The sequence below is a fragment of the Pontibacillus yanchengensis genome, from assembly GCF_009856295.1.
GTDB lineage: Bacteria > Bacillota > Bacilli > Bacillales > BH030062 > Pontibacillus > Pontibacillus yanchengensis_A.
In genome coordinates, this window is sequence record NZ_WMEU01000002.1 from 375,321 (window position 1) to 396,551 (window position 21,231).

At 36.6% G+C, this 21,231-nt stretch carries 19 protein-coding genes and 6 tRNA genes; 19 read left to right on the forward strand and 6 right to left on the reverse strand.

Annotation, left to right across the window (positions count from 1 at the left end; translation table 11 throughout):
* The first annotated feature begins 152 nt into the window (after window positions 1-152).
* The 4 genes from GLW08_RS09010 (at window position 153) to GLW08_RS09025 (ending at window position 3,217) form a co-directional block, all read left to right on the forward strand.
* Complete coding sequence (locus GLW08_RS09010; RefSeq protein ID WP_160848305.1) at window positions 153-683, forward strand: hypothetical protein; 531 nt, start codon at window positions 153-155, stop codon at window positions 681-683.
* Between the two features lie 105 nt (window positions 684-788).
* The gene (gene cccA / locus GLW08_RS09015) at window positions 789-1,184 is read left to right on the forward strand and encodes a cytochrome c550 (RefSeq protein ID WP_160848306.1); all 396 of its coding nucleotides are present in this window, start codon (window positions 789-791) and stop codon (window positions 1,182-1,184) included.
* A gap of 205 nt (window positions 1,185-1,389) precedes the next feature.
* Window positions 1,390-2,103 (forward strand): tRNA (adenine(22)-N(1))-methyltransferase, encoded by a 714-nt coding sequence (locus GLW08_RS09020; RefSeq protein ID WP_160848307.1) that lies wholly within the window; start codon window positions 1,390-1,392, stop codon window positions 2,101-2,103.
* Window positions 2,093-3,217, forward strand: a complete 1,125-nt coding sequence (locus tag GLW08_RS09025; RefSeq protein WP_337193920.1) for a Nif3-like dinuclear metal center hexameric protein — start codon at window positions 2,093-2,095, stop codon at window positions 3,215-3,217. The genes GLW08_RS09020 and GLW08_RS09025 overlap by 11 nt, the downstream gene beginning before the upstream one ends.
* 290 nt (window positions 3,218-3,507) lie before the next feature.
* Here the strand turns inward: GLW08_RS09025 and GLW08_RS09030 are convergent, their stop codons facing one another.
* Entirely contained in the window at window positions 3,508-4,452 is a 945-nt protein-coding gene (locus tag GLW08_RS09030) for a 4-hydroxy-3-methylbut-2-enyl diphosphate reductase (RefSeq protein WP_160848308.1), read from the reverse strand.
* A gap of 176 nt (window positions 4,453-4,628) precedes the next feature.
* On the opposite strand from GLW08_RS09030, the gene GLW08_RS09035 reads away from it, so the two are divergent.
* Window positions 4,629-5,945 (forward strand): DEAD/DEAH box helicase, encoded by a 1,317-nt coding sequence (locus tag GLW08_RS09035; RefSeq protein ID WP_160848309.1) that lies wholly within the window; start codon window positions 4,629-4,631, stop codon window positions 5,943-5,945.
* 148 nt (window positions 5,946-6,093) lie between these two features.
* Here the strand turns inward: GLW08_RS09035 and GLW08_RS09040 are convergent, their stop codons facing one another.
* Together GLW08_RS09040 and GLW08_RS09045 are read right to left on the reverse strand one after the other, a co-directional pair.
* Window positions 6,094-7,002 (reverse strand): deoxyribonuclease IV, encoded by a 909-nt coding sequence (locus GLW08_RS09040; protein ID WP_160848310.1) that lies wholly within the window; start codon window positions 7,000-7,002, stop codon window positions 6,094-6,096.
* A gap of 125 nt (window positions 7,003-7,127) precedes the next feature.
* Window positions 7,128-7,400: a DUF2624 domain-containing protein gene (locus tag GLW08_RS09045; RefSeq protein WP_237458394.1), complete on the reverse strand. Its 273-nt coding sequence runs from the start codon at window positions 7,398-7,400 to the stop codon at window positions 7,128-7,130.
* A gap of 160 nt (window positions 7,401-7,560) precedes the next feature.
* Between GLW08_RS09045 and GLW08_RS09050 the strand changes: the two genes are divergently transcribed.
* Both GLW08_RS09050 and GLW08_RS09055 read left to right on the forward strand, forming a co-directional pair.
* Window positions 7,561-8,268: a lytic transglycosylase domain-containing protein gene (locus GLW08_RS09050; protein WP_237458376.1), complete on the forward strand. Its 708-nt coding sequence runs from the start codon at window positions 7,561-7,563 to the stop codon at window positions 8,266-8,268.
* Window positions 8,269-8,634: 366 nt separating this feature from the next.
* On the forward strand, window positions 8,635-9,093 hold the full coding sequence (locus tag GLW08_RS09055; RefSeq protein ID WP_160848312.1) for a DUF4190 domain-containing protein: 459 nt from the start codon (window positions 8,635-8,637) through the stop codon (window positions 9,091-9,093).
* A gap of 50 nt (window positions 9,094-9,143) precedes the next feature.
* Here the strand turns inward: GLW08_RS09055 and ispG are convergent, their stop codons facing one another.
* The gene (ispG, locus tag GLW08_RS09060) at window positions 9,144-10,229 is read right to left on the reverse strand and encodes a flavodoxin-dependent (E)-4-hydroxy-3-methylbut-2-enyl-diphosphate synthase (RefSeq protein ID WP_036818345.1); all 1,086 of its coding nucleotides are present in this window, start codon (window positions 10,227-10,229) and stop codon (window positions 9,144-9,146) included.
* A gap of 101 nt (window positions 10,230-10,330) precedes the next feature.
* Window positions 10,331-10,738 carry a type IV pilus assembly protein FimV gene (locus GLW08_RS09065; protein ID WP_160848313.1) on the reverse strand — a complete coding sequence of 136 codons (408 nt, stop codon included), beginning with the start codon at window positions 10,736-10,738 and terminating at the stop codon, window positions 10,331-10,333.
* 121 nt (window positions 10,739-10,859) lie between these two features.
* Between GLW08_RS09065 and GLW08_RS09070 the strand changes: the two genes are divergently transcribed.
* Window positions 10,860-11,492 carry an NfeD family protein gene (locus GLW08_RS09070; protein ID WP_160848314.1) on the forward strand — a complete coding sequence of 211 codons (633 nt, stop codon included), beginning with the start codon at window positions 10,860-10,862 and terminating at the stop codon, window positions 11,490-11,492.
* 306 nt (window positions 11,493-11,798) lie between these two features.
* Here GLW08_RS09070 and GLW08_RS09075 read toward each other — a convergent pair whose 3' ends face one another.
* The gene (locus GLW08_RS09075; protein ID WP_160848315.1) at window positions 11,799-12,290 is read right to left on the reverse strand and encodes a DUF1189 family protein; all 492 of its coding nucleotides are present in this window, start codon (window positions 12,288-12,290) and stop codon (window positions 11,799-11,801) included.
* A gap of 270 nt (window positions 12,291-12,560) precedes the next feature.
* Between GLW08_RS09075 and GLW08_RS09080 the strand changes: the two genes are divergently transcribed.
* The 11 genes from GLW08_RS09080 (at window position 12,561) to GLW08_RS09130 (ending at window position 21,152) form a co-directional block, all read left to right on the forward strand.
* Window positions 12,561-14,171, forward strand: coding sequence for a Na/Pi cotransporter family protein (locus GLW08_RS09080; RefSeq protein WP_423808612.1), 1,611 nt, complete (start codon window positions 12,561-12,563; stop codon window positions 14,169-14,171).
* A 307-nt stretch (window positions 14,172-14,478) separates the two neighbouring features.
* Window positions 14,479-14,553 (forward strand) — tRNA-Asn (locus GLW08_RS09085).
* A gap of 3 nt (window positions 14,554-14,556) precedes the next feature.
* Window positions 14,557-14,633 (forward strand) — tRNA-Met (locus GLW08_RS09090).
* A gap of 49 nt (window positions 14,634-14,682) precedes the next feature.
* Window positions 14,683-14,758 (forward strand) — tRNA-His (locus GLW08_RS09095).
* Window positions 14,759-14,766: 8 nt separating this feature from the next.
* Window positions 14,767-14,843, forward strand: a tRNA-Ile gene (locus tag GLW08_RS09100).
* A 20-nt stretch (window positions 14,844-14,863) separates the two neighbouring features.
* Window positions 14,864-14,956 (forward strand) — tRNA-Ser (locus tag GLW08_RS09105).
* Between the two features lie 39 nt (window positions 14,957-14,995).
* Window positions 14,996-15,071: transfer RNA gene (locus tag GLW08_RS09110), tRNA-Phe, on the forward strand.
* A 312-nt stretch (window positions 15,072-15,383) separates the two neighbouring features.
* Window positions 15,384-15,995 (forward strand): superoxide dismutase, encoded by a 612-nt coding sequence (locus GLW08_RS09115; protein WP_160848317.1) that lies wholly within the window; start codon window positions 15,384-15,386, stop codon window positions 15,993-15,995.
* Between the two features lie 350 nt (window positions 15,996-16,345).
* On the forward strand, window positions 16,346-17,620 hold the full coding sequence (locus GLW08_RS09120; protein ID WP_160848318.1) for an MFS transporter: 1,275 nt from the start codon (window positions 16,346-16,348) through the stop codon (window positions 17,618-17,620).
* Window positions 17,621-17,701: 81 nt separating this feature from the next.
* The gene (locus GLW08_RS09125) at window positions 17,702-19,843 is read left to right on the forward strand and encodes a peptidoglycan D,D-transpeptidase FtsI family protein (protein ID WP_160848319.1); all 2,142 of its coding nucleotides are present in this window, start codon (window positions 17,702-17,704) and stop codon (window positions 19,841-19,843) included.
* A gap of 292 nt (window positions 19,844-20,135) precedes the next feature.
* Window positions 20,136-21,152 carry a PstS family phosphate ABC transporter substrate-binding protein gene (locus tag GLW08_RS09130; protein WP_160848320.1) on the forward strand — a complete coding sequence of 339 codons (1,017 nt, stop codon included), beginning with the start codon at window positions 20,136-20,138 and terminating at the stop codon, window positions 21,150-21,152.
* The last annotated feature ends 79 nt before the right edge of the window (window positions 21,153-21,231 follow it).

Genomic DNA, 21,231 nt, shown 5'->3' on the forward strand with positions numbered 1-21,231 from the left:
ACTATTCGATAATCATTCTAAAGAAAATTTGCCGAGTGGCAAGCCTATGGCGCAAACAGTGGCCTAGTTGCGCTTATACTTTCATCTTTTAAAAGATTTAAACTTTCTGAAAGTGCAATAAAACATAAGTGCTTTGAGTTGGAGTGAAGTTGATGGGAAATGAGCGCAAAAAAGTAATTATTGATGAAATTCAGTATTGGAGAACCCATCAATTGCTCCCAAAAGAATATTGTGATTTTTTGTTAGCGCTTTATACAGAAGGAGAAGGTGCTGATAATAGTAAAGGTGCTAATCGAAAATTAACATCTAATTTTATTCAGGTTTTTCTCCTACTACTTTTGTTACCAATATCATTTCTTGTGATATATTTTACTGAATTATCCATACCAATGCAACTTAGTGTACTAATTATTTTGTTAACCTTTTCATATTGGAGTATAATACGTAATAAAGAAAAGAATTCCCTCAACATACATATCGCAATGATTGTCTTTTTGCTTATATTATTCCTAGTAACTGTTTATGCTACAAAAGAGTTGATTGGATCATTTTTGCTATTACAAATCATGATATTATTTCATTGTGTTTTATGGAGCTATATTGGAATTAAACGAAAACTGTATTATCTTACAGCCTCAGGGATTATTGGATGTATCATCTGGGCAATTTACATCTTTTTTTAAGTTTTGACACGTTTTTCCCTTTTCTATCCTTGCTTTTTAAAGTAAAATATATATAGTTTGTCCTAGTGATAAAGAAAAAGGGGATTACATAAGGAGGAAATTAGCATGAAACGAAACCCAGTTATACCGTATGCACTTATAGCGGTATTAGGTATTACCCTTATGATTATTTTATCTTTTGTTGGTTTAAATCAAGTAGATAAGGTACAAGAAGAGCACAAAAATGGTGGAGAACAACAGCAAGAAGAAGGTGGGGGAGAAAGTGAAGGTGGCGAATCATCTTCGGCTAACCCTGAACAAATCTTCAAAAATAACTGTGCCTCTTGTCATGGCAGTGACTTATCAGGTGGAGTAGGTCCGAACTTACAAAAAGTTGGTAGTAAATTAAGCGTGGAGGATATTAAAGGCATCATTACAAATGGTAAAGGTTCTATGCCTCCAAATCTAATTCAAGGCGAAAAGAAAACTGCTGTTGCAAATTGGCTAGCTGAAAAGAAATAAAGCGTATTTGAAAAGCCTTCTGTCTTATGGAAGGCTTTTCTTTATGCTCTTGCGGTATACGTGCATACATCTGGTGAATTGTAGTAGGTCTAAGGGAAAGTTGGTCTTTGTAAGTAATATTAGTTTTTAAAATATACTATAAGTTTTCCTATTAGTAAGTTTTATGTAAAATAAAAGGTGTAAGAAAGATAAAGTGGTGATAAAAATGAATAGTTTACAGTTGTCAAACCGATTGCGTATAGTGGCATCTTATTTGCCAGATCATGCAATGTTTGCAGATATAGGTTCTGATCATGCTTATTTACCTTGTTATGTTTGTCTTCAAGATCATACAGCCACTGCAATTGCAGGAGAGGTAAATGAAGGACCGTTTCAATCTGCTAAAAGCGAGGTTAGTAAGCAAGGATTGAAAGACCGTATTGAAGTACGAAAAGGAAATGGACTAGAGGTGATTGATAGTGGTGAAGTTTCAGAAATAACCATTGCAGGTATGGGAGCAAGTCTGATATCTCTGATATTGAATGATGGCCTATCAAAATTAAAGCATGTGTCTAGGTTGATCCTGCAACCAAATGTGAATGCGATTCTTCTTAGAAAGTGGTTTATTGACCATGGGTATGAATTAATAGATGAACAGATTGTGGAAGAAGAGGGGCATTATTACGAAATTCTCGTTGCTGACAAGGGAATGCCAAGAGACCCTTACACAGATGAGAACTTTGAAAAAGAACTTTTATTTGGCCCCTTTTTAATGAGGAAATCCTCCGAAACTTTTCGTCAGAAGTGGACATCCGAAGCTGAAAATATAGAGAGAATTTTGAGTGAAATGAGGAAGGCATCACAGCCGAATCATGATAAAATAGAGGATTTCACACGTAAACTAAATTGGATAAAGGAGGTTTTACAAAGTGAGTCATAATATTGCAACTGGCCAACAAATTATTAAATGGTTTGAAGAATTTTCACCTAAGCATCTAGCTATGGATAAGGACCCAATTGGTCTTCATGTAGGAACCTTAAATAAACCCATATCAAAGGTGATGGTGACATTAGATGTGTTGGAGAATGTAGTTGATGAAGCTATTGAAAATGGTGTTGAATTAATTATTGCTCATCATCCACTATTATTTAAACCAATTCAACAAATTAATCCTGATACAGAAAAAGGTCGCATCGTTCAGAAATTAATCAAACATGATATAAGTGTTTATGCAGCTCATACCAACCTCGATGTTACAAAGGGTGGTGTGAACGATGCTATGTGTGAAGCAATGGGTCTCGAAGTGTCAGATGTATTAGTGGAGACAGAGAGAGAATCATTGTATAAACTTGCAGTATTTGTGCCAGCTACACATGAAGATCAATTGAGAGAAGCTCTTGGACATGCAGGGGCAGGTCATATAGGGGAATATAGTCATTGTACTTTTCACAGCTCGGGGACAGGAGCATTTAAACCATCAGATAACACCAACCCTTATATTGGTACACAAGGAGAACTAGAAAAAGTAGACGAGGTGAAAATGGAGACGATTATCCCTCAAAGTCATTTATCAAAAGTTCTTACTGCGATGGAAGAAGCCCATCCTTATGAAGAAGTAGCCTATGATCTCTTCCCACTTGAGAATAAAGGACAAAAACATGGTGCAGGTCGCGTGGCTTCACTTAAAGAGCCTATGAGCCTTAAGGATTTTGCGAACCATGTTAAAGCCTCCTTCGATGTACCTTCATTACGTGTTGTTGGTGATTTGTCTAAGACTATAAAAAAGGTAGCTGTTTTGGGAGGAGATGGGAATAAATTCATCACTCAAGCTAAACGCTCAGGGGCAGATGTGTTTATAACTGGTGACTTATACTTCCATGTTGCCCATGATGCTCTAGGTATGGGCTTAAATGTTATTGACCCAGGCCATCACGTAGAGAAGGTAATGAAAAAAGTCGTTCATGATTACTTACAAACAACGTTTAAAAAGCATAACATCCACACAGAAGTTATGACTTCGAAAGCGAATACGGAGCCATTTCAGTTCTTATAAAGAAAGCGCAACCGTGCTGGGAGTAACATATATCTGCGCCCTACAGGACGAAGGTCTGACGTAGCGGTTTTAATCGAACCTCCATCTTCCTAGAACCTTCAGATGAATCCTTTAGTGGGTAAAGAAACAAGAAAACACGTTTGATTCTATGTTAACTGATTGTACGAAGGTGAGGGAATTAAACTAGTTACTGGGCATTGGACCTAGCAAGTAAAAGGCAAAACTTAAACTTTCTTTCTTTTATTATAAGAAAAATCCTAGTACTGTGTACTAGGATTTTTCTACTTGCTTTATTTTTTTGTTTTAACTTTTGGTAGAATTTTGCGTTGTTCTACTTTAGATGTTCGATCCCATGTATTATCATCGTTGATATCGTAATTTTCAATAAAACGGATAACTTCTTTTACGAGTGGAGTAGGTGTTGATGCTCCTGCTGTAATGGCAACTTTCTCTACATCTTCTAACCACTCATAATCGATTTCACTTACGTCTGCTATACGATAAGCCTTTGTGCCGGCTTTTTCTTCGGAAACCTGTTGCAAGCGGCAAGAATTATTGCTTCGTGGATCACCAACAACAAGGGTTAAGTCGGCTGCTCCTGCTTGTTCAGCAACCGCTTCTTGACGAACTTGGGTCGCCATACAAATTTCTTGATGAATTTCGGTTTGAGGGTATTTTTCTTTCACTTTTTCCATTACATCGTAGACATCCCATTGACTCATTGTCGTTTGGTTGGTGACCATGATTTTATCAGATGTTAGGTTTAAGTCTTTAATATCTTCCTCATATTGGATTAAGTGTACATGATCAGGTGCAACTCCTAGTGCCCCTTCAGGCTCTGGGTGCCCTTTCTTACCAATATATACGATTTCATATCCATTTCCAGTCATTTCACGAATTAAATCATGGGTTCTTGTTACATCAGGGCATGTTGCATCTAATACAGTTAGTCCTTTTTCTTCAGCGCGTTGCTTCACCTCTGGAGATACACCATGAGCAGTGAAAATAACAGTACCCTCATGAATATCTTCCAATAGTTGTGAGCGGTCTTTACCATCTAACGTAACAACACCTTCACTTTCAAAGGCTTCTGTTACATGACGATTATGAACAATCATCCCTAAAATGTATAAAGGACGAGGTAAATTCGGATCTTTGGAGGCGTTGCGTGCAATGACCATTGCATCTACAACTCCATAACAATAACCTCTAGGAGCAATTTTAATTACTTCCATTATGCGGTCCCCCTCTAACTCCTGGAGAGTAAAAAGTTTCAAGTTTCTCTAACCCATTATAAAGGGAAAATGCAAATTATACAAAACAAGTCGGTTAAAAACTAAGCAAAGATGGATTAATTAATAGAACTCTACTATAATAAATAAGCAATAGTTGTACGTAAAGGAGACCTATAATGACAGATCAAACATTTAAATCATATGCATTGACGCCGATGATGAATGAAATTATAAGCAAGCTTGGGTTTCATGAACCTACCCCCATTCAATCAAAGGTTGTCCCGTCCGTTTTGAGAGGAGAAAGTTTAATTGGACAATCTCATACGGGCTCAGGTAAGACTCATTCCTACTTAATCCCATTGATCGATCAGATTGATGAAACAAAAAAAGAAGTACAAGTTATCGTTACAGCACCAACTAGAGAACTTGCTACTCAAATTTACGATGAAGTACGTAAGATGATTCAACATGCTGACAAACAAGAAACCTGGAAAGCAAAGTTATTTATTGGTGGAACGGATAAGCAAAAAACGATGGAAAACCTTAAAGAGCAACCACAAATTGTAGTAGGCACCCCAGGTAGAATTCTTGATTTAGTTCAAGAAGAAGCCTTAGATCCATATACAGCTAAATCGTTTGTTGTGGATGAAGCTGATCTTATGCTTGATTTAGGTTTTATTGAAGAAGTGGATCAAATTTTGTTAAGAATGGATGAAAAGGTTCAATTGCTTGTCTTCTCAGCTACTATTCCTGAAAAGCTAAGACCATTTCTGAAGAAGTATTTAGAAAACCCTGAATTCATAGTAGCAGATGAGAACAAGCCTTCTCCTGAGAAAATGGAACATCGCCTTATTCCTTTGCGTCATCGTGACAAGTCCGATATGATCATTAGTATTTCTAAGCTTATTCAACCTTACTTAGCAATTATTTTTGCAAATCGTAAGGAAAGAGCAGATGAACTGTACAAAGAATTAAATGATAAAGGCTTAGAAACGGGATTATTACATGGGGGTCTTTCTCCACGCGAACGTAAGAGAATGGTAAAGGACATTAAAAATTTACGCTTCCAGTATATTGTAGCTACAGACTTAGCTGCTAGAGGAATTGATATACAAGGCGTTAGTCATGTAATAAATGCTGACTTACCAAAAGAGGAAGAATTCTACATTCACCGAGTGGGTCGAACAGCTCGCGCCGGGTTAGAAGGTACAGCAATAAACCTATATACTGCAGAAGATGAGCAATTAATAAGCAAGCTTGAAAAGAGAGGTTTAACCTTTGATCGATATGATATCAAAAAAGGAGATTGGGAGCTTCTGAAAGATTGGAATGAACGCTCAACTCGCAAACATAAAGAGAGTGAAGCTGATCGTGAAGCATGGAAGCGAGTACGTAAGCCTAAAAAAGTAAAGCCAGGTTATAAGAAAAAAATGAAAAAGCAACAGGATGACATCAAGAAAAAGATGAATCGGAATAATAAAGGTAAGCGATAAAGCTTTTCATAATAAAACCCTCACTAGTTTTTCACTAGTGAGGGTTTTATTATGAAACGTTTTAAATTATTATTTTTAAAACGATTCTCGATGTAAGTTTAGTATCAGAAGAAAAAAGGTAAAGGACGAAAGGGTCAGTCGTCCTACGTTAAGATTTTGTAGTTTGAAGTAAATTTGGACGCCAATCAGAGAATGTTTGGTTTCTAAGGTCATCAATTTCATATTGATATGGAGGCTTTTTGTTCTTTTTATCTTCACCTACATAAGGGGTTTCCAGAATTTTAGGTATGTTCGTAAGCTTTGGATGATGAACAATATAAGATAATGCTTTAAAACCGATATATCCATATCCGATGTTTTCATGACGGTCTTTTCTAGCACCGCATTCATTTTTACTATCATTAATGTGAAGTACTTTCAATCGGTCTAGGCCTATTGTTTTATCGAAATGCTCTAATACACCATCAAAATCATTAACAATGTCATAGCCTGCATCATGGACGTGACAAGTATCAAGACATACAGAAAGCTTGTCGCTGTGTTCTACACCATTAATAATAGTTGCAATTTCTTCAAATGTTTTGCCTAGTTCACTACCTTTACCTGCCATCGTTTCAAGCGCTATCTGGCAATTGGTGTTTGGTTTATTTGCAAATACTTCATTAAGCCCTTCGATGATCTTGCTCAAACCAATTTCTTCACCCTGACTTACATGGGAGCCTGGATGTAACACGATTTGGTTAGCTTTTTGTAAGGCTTCAACTCGTTCTATTTCATTCGATAAGAAATCTACACCTAACTCAAATACATGGGGCTTTACCGTGTTCCCTATATTAATGATGTAGGCAGAATGTACAATGATTTCCTCAATATTATGCTTGTTCATATGTTCAATTCCTGCTTCAATATTAAGGTCTTCAATCGCTTTTCGTCGAGTGTTTTGAGGTGCACCTGTATAAATCATAAACGTGTTAGCACCATAAGAAAAGGCTTCTTCACTTGCACCTTTTAGCATGTTCTTCCCACTCATGGATACATGAGATCCTAATGTAATCATATCGACAACTCCTTTGCATGAATCAATTCAACATGGTTGATCTGCTCTCCATACTATAAATAAATTCATGCAAATGGTCAACTGAAACCGTATAAAAACGCCCTTTAAAAGGACGTTTAAGGTTGTTAGAACCAATGAGATAGACCATTATCTTTAATCATTTGTTGGAAGATGCGATTTACTTTCTGTGCAGTTTGAGGATCAGTTATTTGGGCGAGCTTTTTTAATGCTTTTATTCGATCTTCTTCCTCTAATGGATTTAAGTCCGTCCTTTTTAAGTAAGCAACTATATCGTTCGCTTGTTCTTTTGTTATATAAATTTGATGCTCCTGACCATAAGCTATAAGTGCGTTAGGTGTTAAATTCTTTAATTTTTGGTGAACTACTTGTTTAATCATCTTCTTCAAAATCATTCGCCTCATTTCTAAAATACTCTTTATAAGCAATCCTATGATAGGTCTAGGCTGGATGTGCATGATCTTCTAATTCATTAAAAAGACCTTTTACATATGGATTGGGTCAACCTGAGTGTTAAATGAAGAAAGGAGGACGATACGTATGGAACGTATTAAGTCTTATTCACAGTTATTGCTTTTGTTTTTATTTATAACCATTAGTTTTATGTTAATGTTACATTTCTATGGAGAGAAAACGGAAACATTACAGGAGAAAAATAAGCAACTAAGAAAAAAGAATGAGGAATTAGAGTCTGAAAATGATTATATGTCAAACATGGAAACGAGCTTCAAAGAAAAAAATGGCTATCACATTTGGCCTGCAAGAGATAAAATAGCGGAGAAGATGGTTCAAGAAAGTGAAGGAAGATTTAAAAAAACGTGGGCCTTGTATTTAGTTCGAGAAGCAAAACGATATGAAATCGACCCTTATATCGCATATGAGTTATTAAAAGTGGAAACAGGTGGTAAATTTGACCCCAAATTAGTTGGGCCTGAAACGAAATACGGACGAGCATATGGCATGTCACAGTTTATGAAGAATACAGCGCCATGGATTGCTGATATGGGTGGCTTGCCATACGAAGAAGAGCTTTTATTTGATCCTTATTACTCCATGCAATTATCTTTAATTTATTTAGATTATCTTCACAATGAATATGGAAACTGGAATGAAGCATTAACTGCATACCATCGAGGCATGGGTGGATTAGAAACCTACAAGAAAGAAAATGGACATGCAAAGAGTTGGTATGCAGAGGAGATACAGGAGAAAGCTAAATCTCATGGGGCATTAGCTTTTGCAGAATAACTAGACCATAACTAGCTCATCTTAAGATGAGCTAGTTTTAATTCAATGCATTTGTATAACTGAAAAAGTGATGTGGCTGGACCGAGCAATTAGCAAACTTCCTGCACCTCGTCAACATCAAATCGCTACAGCTCATCGTGTTTCCTTTATCTCAAAACGATTCATACGCAGAAACATCGAACCTAGCCACGTCCTGTGGGCAGCAGTTTGTACGTCGCTAAACGGCGCATGCGCTTTTGTTCTGTAGGAGCAATTAGACCATCACTTTAACATAAGGTACTTCCATGGCTAAATGTACCACCATAATCTATGTGATTTTGCCATAAACTAAACATGCACCTCTAAAGAAAGCGAGGGAAAATTTTTATGGATGATAAAAATCGTAACTCCAACGAGGAACATGTTGAAGAAGCTCCGCAATATGGGAACGAAAAAGAAAGTGAATTCAAAGAAATAGAAAATCATGACCAGGATGAACGTGTCATAGGGGAAGAAGACACATTAGCGAACAGTCCAAGCGTTTATCCAGGTACAGACGATGTGGAATTCGCCCAAGAAGCTGCAATTGATGAAAACAGTGTCCGTGATCCAATTAAATCTGATGAAAAGGAAACAGATATGGAGAGCAATGTCCAAGCAGGTTTTGGCTGGTTGGCTGTCATTCTTTCCGTACTATCCTTCTTTATATTACCGGTTATTATGGGCGCTGCTGGGATCATTGTTGGTTTTATTGCTAGGCGAAGAGGTGCTGACACATTAGGGAATACAGCGATTATTGCTGGTGCCATTTCTATTGTGTTAACGCTGTTTTTAGCTCCATTTTAATTAATTTAAATAAAAAAAGCAGCTCTTATTGAGCTGCTTTTTTCGATTTATTAACCTTTTTGTGCTAAATATTCTTCAGCAATTTTGTCGACTTCTTTCTTCAATTCTTCTACCATGGTTTCTTCAGGAACCTTACGAATAATTTCTCCGTGTCGGAAAAGAAGACCCTCACCACGTGCTCCGGCAATACCAATGTCAGCTTCACGTGCTTCTCCTGGACCGTTAACAGCGCAACCTAGCACAGCGACTTTTATCGGTGCTTTAATGTTTTGAATGTATTCTTCAACTTCATTTGCAATAGAAATTAAATCAATTTCAATTCGACCGCATGTTGGACAAGAAATAAGTGTTGCAGCATTGTCGGCTAGGCCGAATGTTTTAAGCAGTTCACGGCCAACTTTGACTTCTTCTACAGGATCTGCACTTAAAGAAATACGAAGGGTACTTCCAATTCCTTTGCTTAGGATAGCTCCTAAACCTGCAGCACTTTTTACGGTACCAGCAAATTGAGTTCCTGCTTCTGTAATACCTAAGTGTAATGGATAAGAAATATGCTCAGCAGCCTTTTCGTATGCTTCAATAGCTAAGTTAACATCAGAAGCTTTTAATGAAACGATGATATCATGGAAATCAAGTTCCTCTAATATTTGAATATGGTGAAGAGCACTTTCGACCATGGCATCAGCTGTTGGATAACCGTATTTTTCAAGAAGATGGCGCTCTAAAGATCCAGCATTAACTCCTATTCGAATAGGTATTCCTTTTTCTTTAGCAGCATTAACAACAGCTTCTACTTTACGACGTTTACCGATATTACCAGGGTTGATACGAATCTTGTCAGCTCCACCTTCAATTGCTTTTAAAGCCATTTTATAATCAAAATGTATATCGACAACTAGTGGTATATTAATTTGTCTTTTAATGTCAGCAATTGCGTCTGCTGCACGTTCATCTGGACATGCCACTCGAACGATTTGACAACCAGCCTCTTCTAGACGATGTATTTCTTTTACAGTTGCTTCTACATCATGTGTCTTTGTTGTTGTCATTGATTGGACGACAACTTTATTACTACCACCAATTACGAGGTCTCCAACACGTACTGGGCGTGTATCTTTACGATTTGTAATAGTCATATAATCGCTCCTTTAACGATTGCGATATTTCTAAGCCTATAAAACTCACCATAATCATTATAAAGGCATTCAAATCAAATATGAAGTAACGAGCATTATTTTTACATATCATTTTCATTTTGTCTATAGACAGGGAAATAATAAGGTTCGTTTGTTTCAATTTGATGAGGATTTGTATTAGGATTTAAGTCTTCGAAATCCTTAAGCATTTGCTGAATGGTAACTGGGTTACCTTGTTTATTTAATCGTTCAATTATAGATAGTACCGTTTCACCAGCTTTTACTTTATATTGAATAGTTTCGAATCGTTTATTGGATTGAAGAGGTTGGTCAACAGTGTTAGTTGTAGCCTTTGAAGTAGTAGAAGGCTGTGTTATTTGTTTTGAAGTTGTTTCTTCATTTTCATTAACGGATGCTGGGAATGTTCCTGTGGTTAGGTCTTTTGTTATACTTACAATAAAAAGAAAAACGAGAGTCACAACTAATAATTTTTTTATCATTTTCCTCATAAACCTTCTCCCTTTAATTTATTTCTTTATACTTAGTTCTATAAAAAACGTAATTTTCTTTCTTTTTTGAAACAATTAAGAAAAATAAATCGTAAATATATATATAAGTGAGGTGTTTACAATGTTTGCTATAGATGCAGCCTGGATTGCGTTACTCATTACTGGTTTTGGGACGATGTTCTTGTTTGGGGAATTATTTGTTAACATGAAAGGAATATTTGGTGTCCTAGGATTGGCATTTATTACATTCTACTTTATGTCATATTTGTCAACTACGATGTTCTTTATCATGATGATCGTGTACTTAGTTAGCTTGCTTCTTATTATAATTGATGGGAAATTATTAAATGATGGCACCCTATCTACTATTGGGGGCATAAGTATGCTTTTTACAGTAGGTATGAGTGCGCCTGACTGGGTGACAGGAATGTATGGAGTGAGCGGTGTGTTACTTGGTGCATTTGGTTCACTGCTGTTTCTGAAGGTGTTCCCTAAGCGTAAAATGTGGTCGAAAATTGCTTTATTAGATCAGTTAACTTCGGAACAAGGGTATAATTCGATGAATGCCTCTTATCAGCATTTAGTGGGAAAAGAAGGTGAAACGCTAACAGATCTAAGACCTGTAGGGAACATAAAAGTAGAAAATAATGAATACAGTGCTGTATCAAATGGTCATTGGATTCAAAAAGGAGAAGCAATTCGTGTAGAAAATGTAGATGGGACGAAAATCCTGGTGAAAAAGATTGAACTTTAATAAAATTTAAGGGTTTATTTACACCTCATTAAAAAAAGGATTGTCATACTCAATTGACTAATCATGAATAATGAGGTGTTCGTTATGAAAATCACCTAAGCTTTTTCAAAAGCTCTTTTCGAAGAGAAATATAAATGGACGAAACAGAAGAGGTAAGGAATCAACTAGCAGTTATTTCCAGGAACTTACAATTTTAACTTGAATATAGAAAGAAGGACCGTTCCCATTTATTAGGAACGGTCCTTCTTTCTATATAGGGACAAGCAAAGGCTTTAAATTTATCAGGTACACAACCGTGTTAATTCTTCATTTTCTCTCTTTTGGCCTTGGTACTTTCTTGATGATAAAGAAGAGATAAAGTGTAGAACCAATCCAAGCTAGCATGGCGCCAATAGGTAATTGAATGCCTAATCCTTCTAGTATTGCTAGTGTAAGGGTAGGAACGGTTGTTGCATATACAGAAAGATTCCATGTTTGTTTGTAATTCAAGGGCTTAGATTGCAACTTAGCAAACAAAATTCCTATCCCACCCAAAAGAGTTATCTCTACAAATTTTATCCCAGTCGCAAAAAAATAAAGAATTGTAAGTGAAATGGGTAAGGGGAGCGGGAGGCTAGATAGCACATCCCCTTCATATGTACCGAGCACCTCTCCAAATAGTGTAGGAAGTAAACTGATCAGCATGAGAAAGAATAGATATGTAATGGACTTGCCAATAGATAATATTCTAAATGCTGAAGTGCGTTTTGGGGAATAGATACTATATAAGAGCTGTTTGAATAGTGTAATATTTTTCATTCTGTCATCACCTTCATTCTGTTTACAAACCTAATGATAAATGAGGAGGTTTCCTAAAAGCAATTATAAAGAATAAAAAAAGATTTAAGAGGTTCTATGAAAATGAATGTTAAGAAAATGTAAATTTAATATTAAATAAACCGAAATGCCTTTACAAAACATTCATAATCCTTTAATAATAGATGAGGGTTTTGGAACAGAAATCTACAAAAAAAGACAAAACATTGGATGAGGGGAGTAAAACCATTGGAAGAAATTAACGTACAAGAAATGATCTTTCAGTTTATTGGTGGTTTAGGGATCTTCCTATTTGGATTGAAATATATGGGGGACGGTTTGCAAAAATCTGCTGGTGATCGTCTTCGAAATATATTAGATCGCTTTACTACGAATCCATTCATGGGCGTACTAGCGGGTATGCTAGTTACAATGCTAATCCAGAGTAGTTCGGGCACAACGGTTTTAACTGTAGGCTTGGTTAACGCTGGTTTTATGACTTTAAGACAAGCAATTGGGATCATAATGGGGGCGAACATAGGTACTACCGTAACTGCATTTATTATAGGAATTGAGATTAAAGAATACGGTCTGCCTATATTAGCTCTAGGAGCATTGTTGCTATTCTTCTTTAAGAACAAAAAAATCACTTATTTAGGCCAGACTCTCTTTGGCTTTGGTGCTCTATTCTATGGTTTGAAGCTAATGAGCACTGGGATGAAACCTTTGAGAGGGCTTGAAGCGTTTCAAGATCTTACGGTAAGCATGAGTGAACAACCTATTCTAGGTGTGGCGATAGGAACATTATTTACAGTTGTTGTTCAAAGTTCCAGTGCGACAATTGGAGTGCTTCAGGGTTTATATGAACAAGGCGCAATTGACCTTCAAGCAGCTCTGCCTGTGTTATTCGGGGATAATATTGGGACAACCATTACAGCAGTACTTGCTGCTATTGGTGCTAGTATAGCTGCCAAACGTGCAGCATTTACGCATGTCATTTTCAACATTGTAGGGACGGTCTTGTTCTTATTTTTGCTAAAGCTTTATATTCCATTTATAGACTACTTGAAAAGTGCTATAGGATTAAACGAGCCAATGACAATCGCATTTGCACATGGTATTTTTAACTTTACGAATATGCTTATACAATTTCCTTTCATAGGTTTACTAGCCTATATTGTAACCAAACTTATACCAGGTGAGGATACGGCAGTGGATCAAAAACCTCAACACTTAGATCCTATATTTATTGAACAGTCTCCATCACTGGCTTTAGATCAAGCGAAAGAAGAAGTGATGAGAATGGGAGACTTTGCATATAAAGGACTCGAAGAAACGAGTCAATATTTAAATACTCAACAACGGAAACATGCAGACAAAGCTCTACAATTTGAAGAAGCCTTAAATAATCTAGACCGCAATATAACAGATTACCTAGTAAGTATCTCAGGGTCTTCTTTAACAGAAGCAGAAAGTGCAAAGCATTCGGCACTTATTGATTCAGTACGTGATATTGAACGAATTGGGGACCACTTTGAAAATATCCTTGAATTAGTTGATTATAAAATATCAAACAAACTAGACCTTACTGAACAGGCAAAGGAAGATTTAAATGATATGCTAAATCTAACTTTACTCACAGTAAAACAGGCTATAAAATCACTTGAAACAATGGATAGGGAAGAAGCATTAGCAGTTGTTCAAAAAGAGAATCAAATTGATCAATATGAAAGGTCTTATCGCAAGAAACACATCATACGCATGAATGATGGACTTTGTACTGGACCTGCTGGTATCGTTTTTGTTGATATCATTAGTAATTTAGAACGAATAGGGGATCATGCAGTAAATATTGCCGAAGAAGTATTAGCTAATCATAATTAAAGAAAGAGGGAGAGAGTTACTCTCTCCCTCTACAAAAAAATAATAAGTATTTTTAAATTTTTATCTTGAATGATAAGGGACTACGTGCTATATTATTCGTGTTGCTTCTTTTTCAACAAAAAATTATTGACGGATTTCAGAAACAATGTTATATTATAATTCGTCGTTGAAAAGATATTGTTTCTTCAACGGAGAGGCAATTATTACAAAGATCACTATTAAATGATCTTCAAACATTTAATGTAGCCGCTGTGAATAGCAGGTCATTAAATATCAGAATTTAATTACTGTAAACTTATTATCATATTCCAACGTAGCTCAGAGGTAGAGCTATCGGCTGTTAACCGATCGGTCGCAGGTTCGAATCCTGCCGTTGGAGCCAATTGGCGGCGTAGCTCAGCTGGCTAGAGCGTACGGTTCATACCCGTGAGGTCGTGGGTTCGAGTCCCTCCGCCGCTACCATTTACATATTGTCCTGTTCTACAGGGACTAATGAAAAATAATATTTATGGCGGTTGTGGCGAAGTGGTTAACGCACCGGATTGTGGCTCCGGCATTCGTGGGTTCGATCCCCATCAATCGCCCCATTAGAGTTGGACCCTTAGCTCAGCTGGTTAGAGCTATCGGCTCATAACCGATCGGTCGCAGGTTCGAGTCCTGCAGGGTCCACCACTCTTTTTTTATGTTAATACGGAGGAGTACCCAAGTTCGGCTGAAGGGAGCGGTCTTGAAAACCGCCAGGGGGTTAACGCCCCGCGGGGGTTCGAATCCCTCCTCCTCCGCCATTTTATTTAAAAACAATACATATCTTTTAGGTTAATGTAGGCTCGGTAGCTCAGTCGGTAGAGCAACGGACTGAAAATCCGTGTGTCGGCGGTTCGATTCCGTCCCGAGCCACCACTTTTTTTTTAGAAGCAAGCAAATCAAGCTTGCATTTTTTTATGTTATTGGAAAATAAAAACTTGATTTGTGTATAAACAAAATAATAATAATTTAAAATCTAAAACACACCATTGAATAAATGGATGTGTTTTTTATTTAAATGTTTTATATTGCCTAATTTAGGATAATATACAAGTGGAGCGTTTCTTATGTTATCTTTTGTGTGCTTATTATTTGCAAGGGAAACAACGGTTTGATACGCTTACAATTGAAGCTTGTAACTCTCGCAAGCAAATATGTTTTACATATTATTTAAGGAGGAGATTCAAGATGGCTAAATTTGAACTACCAGAACTTCCATATGCATATGATGCATTAGAGCCTCATATTGACAAAGAAACAATGAACATTCACCACACGAAGCACCATAATGGTTATGTAACGAAGCTAAACAATGCTTTAGAAGGGCATGCAGACCTACAAGACAAATCACTTGAACAACTTCTTGGAGACCTAGATGCAGTACCTGAAGATATCCGTACTGCTGTTCGTCGCAATGGCGGTGGCCATGCAAACCACACCTTATTCTGGACAATTATGTCTCCAAATGGTGGTGGAGAACCATCTGGTGAACTAGCTGATAAGATTAAAGCTAAATTTGGAAGCTTTGATGAATTTAAAGATACATTCACTAAGACAGCACTTGGCCGTTTCGGTTCAGGCTGGGCTTGGCTAGTTCTTAACAATGGTGAATTAGAAGTTATGGATACCCTTAATCAAGACTCTCCAATCATGGAGGGCAAAACGCCTATCTTTGGTCTAGATGTTTGGGAGCATGCTTATTATCTAAATTATCAAAATCGTCGTCCTGATTACGTTTCTGCATTTTGGAACGTAGTTAATTGGGATGAAGTAGAGCGTCGTTTTAACGAAGCTAAATAAAGTAACGTATTCAATAAGGTGCGGATTACAATCTGCACCTTTTTTTTGTTGAAAAATTTTAAATGTTTGCTTGTGAATAACAGTTGTATCAAGTTCCAAATGCAAACAAAAGGGCCAATTTCTCGTTTTAAGAGTACTTATGTTTTTCTTTCCTCGATTCAAAAGAAAATCCTTCCTTCATTTATTGCAGCAACATCAAACAAGCCTAGACCTTCTAGGTAACAATACATAAAATCTAAACTCACGCCTTTGTAAAAATGCAAATATAACATTTCATATCCCTTTGTTTTGAATAACTATATCCTTTTTGAAAAGACTAAGGTGTAGATATTTAGGAGGCGTTTGGGGTAATGAACAAAAAAATGAACGCAATACTAGGAGATGTAGAAGTCAACCGAGACTTGATTTTATTATTAACTATTGGTGGATTATATGCGCTAGGGATTTTCCTCTCCAATACATTTGTAAATATATACTTATGGAAGCAATCTGGGGAATATTTAGCTATTGCGCTATATAATCTTTCTATATATATTATGCAACCCTTAACTTTTATTTTAGCAGGTCGGTGGGCCAAGCGTATGGATCGCGTCATTGTGCTTAGACTTGGTGTGATTTTCTTATCTTTGTTCTTTTTAACTGTGCTTATTGTAGGAGAACAAGCTGCTACCTATAAACTACTGTTGGGGTCAGTGCTAGGCATTGGATATGGATTTTATTGGCTAGCATTTAACGTACTTACTTTTGAAATAACAGAACCAGAAACAAGGGATTTTTTTAATGGTTTCCTTGGTTTACTTCAATCCTTTGGTGGTATGGTTGGTCCAATATTAGCTGGTTTTATTATTTCTAGAATGACTGAGAATACAGGTTATACGATCATTTTTTCTATATCTCTAACGTTGTTTATTTGTGCAGTAATCTCAAGCTTCTTTTTAAAAAGGCGTTCCGCTAAAGGGAATTTTTCGTTCAGGCGTATTATTCATGAACGTAAAAGGGATCATAACTGGAAGCGCATATTAACAGCGCATATTTTTCAAGGATTAAGAGAAGGCACATTTCTATTTGTAATTTCTATTTGGGTATTTATCACTACGCAGAGTGAATTTGCTCTAGGAACGTTTAACTTAGTATATTCAGGTTTTGCATTTCTCTTCTATTATTTAGTAACACGTTTCGTGAAGCCAAGAATGCGAAAGACATCTATTTTTGTTGGGGGACTGACACTATATTTATCTTTATTTTTAATCTTGATTAAATTGAGTTACCCAACATTGCTAATTTATGCCGCCATTATAGGTGTAGCATATCCAATTATATATGTCCCTTATTTATCGTTAACCTATGATGTGATCGGGAAAGCATGGCATGCTGCTGAAATGAGGATTGAATATATTGTTGTAAGAGAATTGTATTTGAATTTAGGGCGTGTTATTTCTATATCCATTTTTTTATTAGGTGTTTCGTTATTTTCTCCAGAGATAATCATCCCATATATATTGATGATTGTAGGTATTGGACATTTTGTAATTTACTTCTTTATAAAGGATGTTCGATTTACTCTAAACACAGAGGAAGAATCTGTTTTTGTAAAAAATAAACTTGCTGACAACGATAATAGGTAAACAGGAATTGAGTTGCATAGTATAGGACCAGGAGAGATGATATAATTATAAAGATGATATTTAAGTAATAGGGAGAGAGCTATGGGGAACAAACATAAGAAAAAGAAGTCACATCTTCCCTTTCGGTTGAATGTATTGTTTTTTGCGATATTTTTATTGTTTTCTGGCTTAGTGCTACAGCTAGGGGTTGTGCAAATTCTATATGGGGCTGATGCACAAGAAGAAATTGATAAGACGACAAATCAAACAACTAAAGTACCTGTACCAAGAGGCAAAATGTATGATCAATACGGTAATATAGTAGTGGACAATGAACCTATGTACTCTATCACATATACACCTATGAAATCACCTAGTCAACAACTCCATTTAAGCATTGCTAAGAAGTTGGCAGAAATGATTGAAATGGATACAGGAGACATTACCGTTAGAGATAAGAAGGATTATTGGATCTTAACACAAGAATCACCTTACGAAGATCGTTTAACAAAAGAGGAGCAAACATATACAGATGAAGAAGCGCAAGCAGAAAAATCAACACCGTACGAGCTTCTTTTAGAAAGAATCGATGTAAATAAAGACCTTAATTATAGTGAAAAAGAGAATGAAATCATCGCCATTAAACGAGAATTAGATCGAGCGTATTCCTTAACGCCACATGTTATTAAGAACGAGGGTGTAACTCAACAGGAATATGCAGTGGTTGCAGAGCATTTAAATGAACTACCGGGAATTAACGTTACCACAGACTGGAAACGAAAATACCCATATGGGAATTCACTTAGAGATTATCTTGGTAGTATAACCTCTGAAGGGTTACCAAAAGATGAACTTGATTATTTCTTATCCCGTAATTACAGTCGTAATGACCGCGTGGGTTCGGGTGGAATTGAAAAAGAATATGAGATGGTTTTAAAAGGTCAAAAGAAGCAAATCCAATATACTACAGACCGTAATGGTAACCTTGTTAATGAGAAAGTCGTACAGGAAGGTGAACGCGGTCAAGATTTAGTTTTGAATGTGGATATGGAATTGCAAAAGATAATGGATGAATCTATTCGTAAACACTTAACCATCGCAAAACAAAAGTTTCCTATAGAAAACAAATATATGAAGGAAGCGATGGCCGTAGCAATGGATCCGAACACTGGTGAAGTATTGGCTATTTCGGGTCAAACCTACGATGAAGAAGAAAACGAGTTTTATGATAGTGGTGTAAGAGCAGTGAATGCTCCAGTATTACCTGGTTCCGCTATAAAGGGAGGAACGATGCTTGCAGGTTATGATTATGGAGTAATAAGTTATGGGGAGCAAATTTATGATAATCCAATTAAACTAATGGGAACTCCTTCAAAAAGTTCTTATCAAAATTTGGGATTAGTTTCTGATATTGAAGCTCTTAAGAAGTCATCCAACGTTTATATGTACCACGTTGGGATGAGAATTGGTGGCGATCCTAGTTACCAACCCAACGAGAAACTTACTTTTTATCCAGAGCGTTTTCAAGTATTTAGAAATTACTACAGTCAATTTGGCTTAGGTGTCAAAACAGGCTTAGATATTCCTAGCGAAACGGAAGGTTCTGGTCAACAGAGTGATAATTTCCGAGGTGGTAATATAATGGACCTTGCAATCGGACAGTATGATACGTACACCACAATGCAGTTGGCACAATATGTATCAACAATTGCAAATGATGGTTACCGTGTCCAGCCTCAGATTGTAAGTGAAATTCGTGAGCCAACTACAGAAAGAGAGCAACTTGGACCTGTGGTTCAATCGAATAACACCAATGTGTTAAACCGAGTAACAATGGATGAAAAATATATCAATCGTGTCCAGCAAGGATTTAGAGAGGTGTTTACAAACGGAGGTACAGCCTACACATACTTCAAAGATGCTGATTATGACGCAGCAGGTAAAACAGGTACTGCGCAAGCTAGTTATTGGGAGCCTATACGTGATGGTGAAGGAAATGTAATGGAATATAAAGAGCGTAAACTTGAAAATTTAACACTAGTAGGATACGCGCCATATAATGATCCAGAAATTGCGTTTGCAGTAGTAGTTCCCTATACAGGCATTGTGAATGGGCAATATCAAACAAATAAAATGATCGGAAGAGATCTTTTAGATGGATACTTTAAATTAAAAGAAGAACGAAAAGAAAAGGAAAGCGTTAAAGATATCTCAGAAGAAAAGAAACAAGTAAATGAACAGTAGATGAATAATTATATACAACAGAAAATGCATACTAATAGATGTCCTAGGACAAAATATTGCGAGTCAAGCAATATTTTGTCCTTTTTTTATACTTAATATAAGAAAAAGGTAATCAAGCAGATGCCCTTTTTGTAGGTTTTTGCTGAAAAGTTTACATCATCTTTTAACTAATTTACACAACCTTAACATTTTGTTCATATGTACTTAAAAGTGTCTAGGTAAGATGTGAATTGTAAGTTGATCAAGGGAATCAACCAACAAAATTCAACAAACATTTTAGGGGGCAAAAGAAATGAAGAGTTTCAAGAATTTAGCGCTATTACTTACTCTTGTATTCGCTCTTACTGCATTAGTTGCTTGTGGAAGCAGTGAAGGTGGAGACAGTGCAGAAGGCTCTGGTGATGAAGGACAAGCAGATTCAAACGGCTCTGAAGGCGGCGAAAGTGAAGAGCTTTCTGGTACAGTAAAAGTTGCAGGTTCCTCTACTGTTTATCCAATGGCAGTTTACATTGCAGAGCAGTATCAAAGAGAACAATCCAGCGTTCAAGTAACAGTTGACTCAATTGGATCTGGCGGTGGATTCAAGAAATCTACTAAAGGTGAAATCGACCTTTCTAACGCCTCTCGTAAAATTAAAAAAGAAGAAAAAGAAATTGCAAAAGAAAATGGTGTAACTCTTGAACCACTAACTCTTGCTTATGACGGTCTTACTGTTGCAGTAAGTACAGAAAATGATTTCGTTGACAACCTTTCTGTTAAACAGCTTAAAGAAATCTTCTTAGCTGACAGTGGGAAAACAAAATGGTCTGACATTAACTCTGAATGGCCTGACAAAGAAATTAAGATCTTCGCTCCTGGACATGATTCAGGTACATTCGATTACTTCAACGAAGCCATTCTTGAAGAAAATCCAATGCGTGAAGACAGTGGTGTAACACTTTCTGAAGATGACAACGTACTTGTACGTGGTATTAAGAACGACAAATACGCTATCGGATTCTTCGGTTATGCATACTATACTGCAAACAAGGACTCTCTTAAAGCTCTAGGTATTCAAGATGGCGAAGATGCTGAAGCTGTAAAACCAAGCCCTGAAACAATTCAAGATGGTTCTTACACTCCACTTTCTCGTCCACTATTCACTTATGTAGTTAAGAGTAACTTAGAAAAACCACAAGTTCTTGATTACACGCTTTTCACTCTAAACAATGCTGGCGCTGCAGCTGAGAATGTAGGTTATGTAGCACTTCCAGATGATGAATATCAAGAACAAATTGATAAAGTTAAAGAATGGGCTCCATCAAACTAAAAAGAAAACATCTAAATCAAAACTCTAAATAGTTTAGGTGAGGGGCAACTAGTGTCACTAGTACCCCTCGCTTTTGCTA

Coding starts and splice junctions, on each gene's coding strand:
- GLW08_RS09010 (WP_160848305.1), top strand. CDS start 153: ATGGGAAATGAGCGCAAAAAAGTAATTATTGATGAAATTCAGTATTGG.
- cccA (WP_160848306.1), top strand. CDS start 789: ATGAAACGAAACCCAGTTATACCGTATGCACTTATAGCGGTATTAGGT.
- GLW08_RS09020 (WP_160848307.1), top strand. CDS start 1,390: ATGAATAGTTTACAGTTGTCAAACCGATTGCGTATAGTGGCATCTTAT.
- GLW08_RS09030 (WP_160848308.1), bottom strand. CDS start 4,452: ATGGAAGTAATTAAAATTGCTCCTAGAGGTTATTGTTATGGAGTTGTA.
- GLW08_RS09035 (WP_160848309.1), top strand. CDS start 4,629: ATGACAGATCAAACATTTAAATCATATGCATTGACGCCGATGATGAAT.
- GLW08_RS09040 (WP_160848310.1), bottom strand. CDS start 7,002: ATGATTACATTAGGATCTCATGTATCCATGAGTGGGAAGAACATGCTA.
- GLW08_RS09045 (WP_237458394.1), bottom strand. CDS start 7,400: ATGATTAAACAAGTAGTTCACCAAAAATTAAAGAATTTAACACCTAAC.
- GLW08_RS09050 (WP_237458376.1), top strand. CDS start 7,561: ATGGAACGTATTAAGTCTTATTCACAGTTATTGCTTTTGTTTTTATTT.
- GLW08_RS09055 (WP_160848312.1), top strand. CDS start 8,635: ATGGATGATAAAAATCGTAACTCCAACGAGGAACATGTTGAAGAAGCT.
- ispG (WP_036818345.1), bottom strand. CDS start 10,229: ATGACTATTACAAATCGTAAAGATACACGCCCAGTACGTGTTGGAGAC.
- GLW08_RS09065 (WP_160848313.1), bottom strand. CDS start 10,738: ATGAGGAAAATGATAAAAAAATTATTAGTTGTGACTCTCGTTTTTCTT.
- GLW08_RS09070 (WP_160848314.1), top strand. CDS start 10,860: ATGTTTGCTATAGATGCAGCCTGGATTGCGTTACTCATTACTGGTTTT.
- GLW08_RS09075 (WP_160848315.1), bottom strand. CDS start 12,290: ATGAAAAATATTACACTATTCAAACAGCTCTTATATAGTATCTATTCC.
- GLW08_RS09080 (WP_423808612.1), top strand. CDS start 12,561: ATGATCTTTCAGTTTATTGGTGGTTTAGGGATCTTCCTATTTGGATTG.
- GLW08_RS09115 (WP_160848317.1), top strand. CDS start 15,384: ATGGCTAAATTTGAACTACCAGAACTTCCATATGCATATGATGCATTA.
- GLW08_RS09120 (WP_160848318.1), top strand. CDS start 16,346: ATGAACAAAAAAATGAACGCAATACTAGGAGATGTAGAAGTCAACCGA.
- GLW08_RS09125 (WP_160848319.1), top strand. CDS start 17,702: ATGGGGAACAAACATAAGAAAAAGAAGTCACATCTTCCCTTTCGGTTG.
- GLW08_RS09130 (WP_160848320.1), top strand. CDS start 20,136: ATGAAGAGTTTCAAGAATTTAGCGCTATTACTTACTCTTGTATTCGCT.